Annotated in this window: 4 protein-coding genes and 2 tRNA genes; all 6 read right to left on the reverse strand. The window is 70.2% G+C overall.

Going from position 1 to position 4,436, the window contains the following annotated elements; all coding sequences use genetic code 11:
* A partial coding sequence (locus tag VLF38_RS07415) for a hypothetical protein (protein ID WP_325270639.1) occupies positions 1 to 990 on the reverse strand: 990 nt, incomplete at its 3' end.
* 39 nt (positions 991 to 1,029) lie between these two features.
* Positions 1,030 to 1,105, reverse strand: a tRNA-Ala gene (locus tag VLF38_RS07420).
* Positions 1,106 to 1,136: 31 nt separating this feature from the next.
* Positions 1,137 to 1,262 carry a DLW-39 family protein gene (locus VLF38_RS07425; protein WP_325270640.1) on the reverse strand — a complete coding sequence of 42 codons (126 nt, stop codon included), beginning with the start codon at positions 1,260 to 1,262 and terminating at the stop codon, positions 1,137 to 1,139.
* A gap of 24 nt (positions 1,263 to 1,286) precedes the next feature.
* Positions 1,287 to 1,363: transfer RNA gene (locus VLF38_RS07430), tRNA-Ile, on the reverse strand.
* A gap of 85 nt (positions 1,364 to 1,448) precedes the next feature.
* The gene (locus VLF38_RS07435) at positions 1,449 to 2,036 is read right to left on the reverse strand and encodes a DUF3566 domain-containing protein (RefSeq protein WP_325270641.1); all 588 of its coding nucleotides are present in this window, start codon (positions 2,034 to 2,036) and stop codon (positions 1,449 to 1,451) included.
* Between the two features lie 6 nt (positions 2,037 to 2,042).
* A partial coding sequence (gyrA, locus tag VLF38_RS07440; protein ID WP_325270642.1) for a DNA gyrase subunit A occupies positions 2,043 to 4,436 on the reverse strand: 2,394 nt, incomplete at its 5' end.

The following is a 4,436-nucleotide window of genomic DNA, read 5'->3' on the forward strand; positions in this document are numbered from 1 at the left end:
GAACGGCAGCGCGTCGGTGAGCGTCAGCCCTGCCGCTGCCCGGGGATCCCCGACCGTCCAGCCGATCCGGCCGGTGGACGGGTCCACGACGGGACGGGTGAAACCGTCGCCGAACCCGACGCTGCCGACGGTGGGCCAGTCCTCGGCCACCGCGGAGCGCTCGAAGAGGTCGGTCCGGCCGACGCCGAGCCGCGCGGTCGCCACCCCGTCGGCGAAGCCGATCCCGAAAGCCTCCACCGGCTGCAGGATCTCGATGTCATGGGCCTTGGTCACGGCCATGAGGTCCTCGACGCCGGCGTCCGGCCCCAGCGCGTCGACCACCGGCACGCACGCGGACCGGTAGAAGGTCGACTCGGCGGCTGCCGGGTCCGTCAGCGACCGGACGTCCTCGCGGTCGCCCCAGGTGTCCTCCCCGTCAGCCGCGGCTCCTGACGTCACCAGGTGCCGTCGTGCGTCGACCACCGCACCACCCAGGCCAGCCACGCCCGCCTCGACCGCGCGTCGTACGCCCGCCATGTCGAGGTCGGGCCGGAAGGACAGGATCCAGCCCGGGCCGTCGGGCGTGGTGAAGTGCGCCTCCCAGTCCACGTCATCCTGGGTGAAGCCGTGGTCGAGCATCAGCTCCGAGGTGTCGTCGCGCAGCATCCCCTCGGCCAGCAGCACCGTCTCCCGGGCCGCCCGCTCCCAGAAGTCGCGCCGGTCGCTCATCAGGTCGGCGCTGGTCAGCTCGGGCACGCCCAGCGTGGCGCGCGCCGCGTCGAAGTCGGTCACCGTCACCGTCGTCGCGTCCGCCGGCACCAGGGCGAGCGCCGCGAGGCCGGGCGCCAGCTCGCCGTCATTGTCGTACTCCGGCACGGCGTACGACGGCCCGTCGGGAGCAGGCGCGGGCCGCGGATCCGGGTCCTCACCACAGCCGGAGGCAGCCAGCGCCACCGCGAGGACGGGGCCGCCCACGGCGAGCGCGAGACGCGTCGGGGTGGTCGTGGGCACTCCCGAAGTGTGCCGCATGGTCCCCGGACGGCAGAGGAGTGGTGGAGCCTAGGGGACTCGAACCCCTAACCCCCTGCTTGCAAAGCAGGTGCGCTACCAATTGCGCCAAGGCCCCCGGTGCGGGACGGTGCGGGACGAAGCTGGCGTCAGGCCTTGTCGACGTTGTCGGTCGCCTCGGCCCACAGCGCCTGCTCGTGGCGGCCCTGGTCCATCTTCTTCTTCGCGAACGCAGCGCCGGCGGCCGCCAGCAGGATCAACAGGACCTTCTGCATGGTGACTCCTCGGCTCGGTGTGGATGGTGGGCCTAACAGGACTTGAACCTGTGACCTCTTCCTTATCAGGGAAGCGCTCTAACCGTCTGAGCTATAGGCCCGGATCGGGTCGGCGATCCGACCGCGGGGGAACACTACCCCACCCCTGACGGGCTCCCCAAAACGTCGGTACGGCGTCCGGGCACCTCAGTGCTCGTCCTCCGCGAGGGTCACCTCGATGCCGCCCAGCAGTGCCGCGGCCATGTTGTAGAGGAAGGCCGTGAGGGTGGCGATGGCGGTGAGCAGGACCACGTCGATCGCCGCCACCAGGAGCGTGAAGCCGAGCACCCGGGACATGCCGACGTAGTCGGTGATGTCGAACGTGCTGCTGTTGTTCTCGCCCTCGACCACGCTGGCGACGGTGGCGTTGACCGAGTCCCACACTCCGGCGGCACCGAGGACGGACCAGACCATGAACACGGCGACGAAGGTGACGACACCGAAGGCCACCGACAGCAGGAACGCCGTCTTCATGACCGACCAGGGGTCGATCCGGGTCAGCCGGAGCCGAGCCCGGCGCGGGCCGCGAACCGGCCTGCTGGCACCCTTCGAGGCCCGTCGACCGACCGGACGCGACTCTGCACCCGCGTTGGCGCGGTGCTCGTCGGCCGCCGTCGACAGCTTGTCCTGGATCCGCTGGGTCAGCGACGACCGGGAGTCGTCGGCGCCGCGCGTGGTGTCACGCGTGGTGCCCTGCTGCTTCCCGGTCGCACGTGAGGCCGTGCGCTCCGACATGGACGATCACTCCTCGGTGGTCTCGTCAGTGTCCTGCTCGGTGCCCTGCTGGTCGTCGATTGTTGCACTCGGCTCCCCGGTGGGCGATTCCTCGACCCTGTCCAGGTCCTGCTCAGCGGCCTGCTCACCGGTCTGCTCGGCGGCCTCCTCGACCGCCCCGTCGGCCGCCTCCTGGGCGGACTCCTCGAGGGCCTCCTCGATCGCCTCCTCGGCGCGGGCCTCGACCGATCGGGCCACGACCGCCACCGAGTCGCCCTTCTTGGGCGTCACGAACTTCACGCCCATGGTGGAGCGTCCGGTGGCCCGGAAGTGCTCGTCGATGGGGCTTCGCACGACCTGGCCGGACTGGGTGATCGAGAGGATCTCGTCGCCCTCCTCCACGATGAACGCACCGACCAGCTGGCCGCGGTCCTCGTTGGCCAGCGCCATCGCCTTGATGCCGATGCCGCCGCGAGACTGGATGCGGTAGTCGGTGATGCGGGTGCGCTTGGCGTAGCCGCCGTCGGTGATCGTGAAGACGTACTGCGGGTGGAGCCCGAAGTACGGTGACGCCGGGGTCTCGGCGGCCTCCTCGACGGACTCCTCGTCGCCCCCGGCCTCCTCTGCCTCGACCTGCGCGGCCCGGATCACCGAGAGTGACAGCAGCTGGTCGCCGTCGCGGAACTTCATGCCGGTCACGCCCGAGGTGGCCCGGCCCATCGGCCGCAGCTGGGAGTCGTCGGCCTGGAAGCGGATGGCCTGGCCCTTGCGCGAGACCAGCAGGATGTGGTCCTCGGCGTTGACCAGCTCCGCGCCGATCAGCTCGTCGTCGTCCTCACGGAAGTTGATGGCGATGACGCCGGCCTGCCGCGGGGAGTTGTAGTCACCGAGGCGCGTCTTCTTGACCAGGCCGTTGCGGGTCGCCAGGACGAGGTACGGCGCCTGCTCGTAGTCGCGGATCGCGAGGACCTGTGCGATCGACTCGTCGGGCTGGAACGACAGCAGCCCGGCGACGTGGCCGCCCTTGGCGTCGCGCGACGCCTCCGGCAGGTTGTAGGCCTTGGTGCGGTAGACCCGACCGGCGGTGGTGAAGAACAGCAGCCAGTGGTGGTTGGTGGTGGCGATGAAGTGCTCGACGACGTCGTCGCCGCGCAGCGCAGCGCCGCGCACCCCCATGCCGCCCCGCTTCTGGGTGCGGTACTGGTCGGCGCGGGTCCGCTTCGCGTAGCCGCCGCGCGTGATGGTGACGACGAGGTCCTCGTCGGGGATGAGGTCCTCCATGGACAGGTCGCCGTCGGCGGCGATGATCTGGGTGCGCCGCTCGTTGCCGTACTTGTCGACGATCTCGGTCAGCTCGTCGGAGACGATCTGCCGCTGCCGCGGCTCGTTGGCGAGGATGTCCTCGAGGTCGGCGATGATCCGCTCGAGCTCGGCCAGGCGGTCCATGATCCGCTGGCGCTCCAGGGCGGCGAGCCGGCGCAGCTGCATCTCGAGGATGGCGTTGGCCTGGACCTCGTCGATGTCGAGGAGCGTCATCAGCCCGGTGCGCGCCTCGTCCACGTCGGGGCTGCGCCGGATGAGCGCGATCACCTCGTCCAGCATGTCGAGGGCCTTCACCAGGCCCCGGTAGATGTGGGCGCTCTTCTCGGCCTCGGCCAGGCGGTAGCGGGTGCGCCGCTGAATGACCTCGATCTGGTGGGCGACCCAGTTGCTGATGAACTGGTCGATCGTCAGCGTGCGCGGCACCCCGTCGACCAGCGCCAGCATGTTGGCCGAGAAGTTGGTCTGCAGCTCGGTGTGCTTGAAGAGGTTGTTGAGCACGACCCGGGCGACCGCGTCGCGCTTGAGGACGACCACCAGCCGCTGGCCGGTGCGCGAGGAGGTGTCGTCTCGCACGTCGGAGATGCCCTGGATGCGGCCCGAGTCGGCGAGCTCGGCGATCTTGAGCGCCAGGTTGTCGGGGTTGACCATGTAGGGCAGCTCGGAGATCACGAGCATCGTGCGGCCCTTGCTGTCCTCGTCGATCTCGACGACGGCGCGCTGGGTGACCGAGCCCCGGCCGGTGCGGTAGGCCTGCTCGATGCCCTGCCGGCCCACGATGAGCGAGCCCATCGGGAAGTCGGGGCCCTTGATCCGCTCGAGGAGCGCGTCCTGCAGCTCCTCGCGGCTGGCGTCGGGGTGCTCGAGCGCCCACCTCGCGCCGTCAGCCACCTCGCGCAGGTTGTGGGGCGGGATGTTGGTGGCCATGCCGACGGCAATGCCGGCGGAGCCGTTGACCAGCAGGTTGGGGAACCGCGCCGGCAGGATGGTCGGCTCGGAGGAGCGGCCGTCGTAGTTGGGCTGGAAGTCGACGGTGTCCTCGTGGATGTCCCGGACCATCTCCAGCGCAAGCGGAGCCATCCGGCACTCGGTGTACCGCAT

The sequence above is a fragment of the Nocardioides sp. genome (assembly GCF_035481145.1).
GTDB lineage: Bacteria > Actinomycetota > Actinomycetes > Propionibacteriales > Nocardioidaceae > Nocardioides.

Coding starts and splice junctions, on each gene's coding strand:
- VLF38_RS07435 (WP_325270641.1), bottom strand. CDS start 2,036: ATGTCGGAGCGCACGGCCTCACGTGCGACCGGGAAGCAGCAGGGCACC.
- VLF38_RS07425 (WP_325270640.1), bottom strand. CDS start 1,262: ATGCAGAAGGTCCTGTTGATCCTGCTGGCGGCCGCCGGCGCTGCGTTC.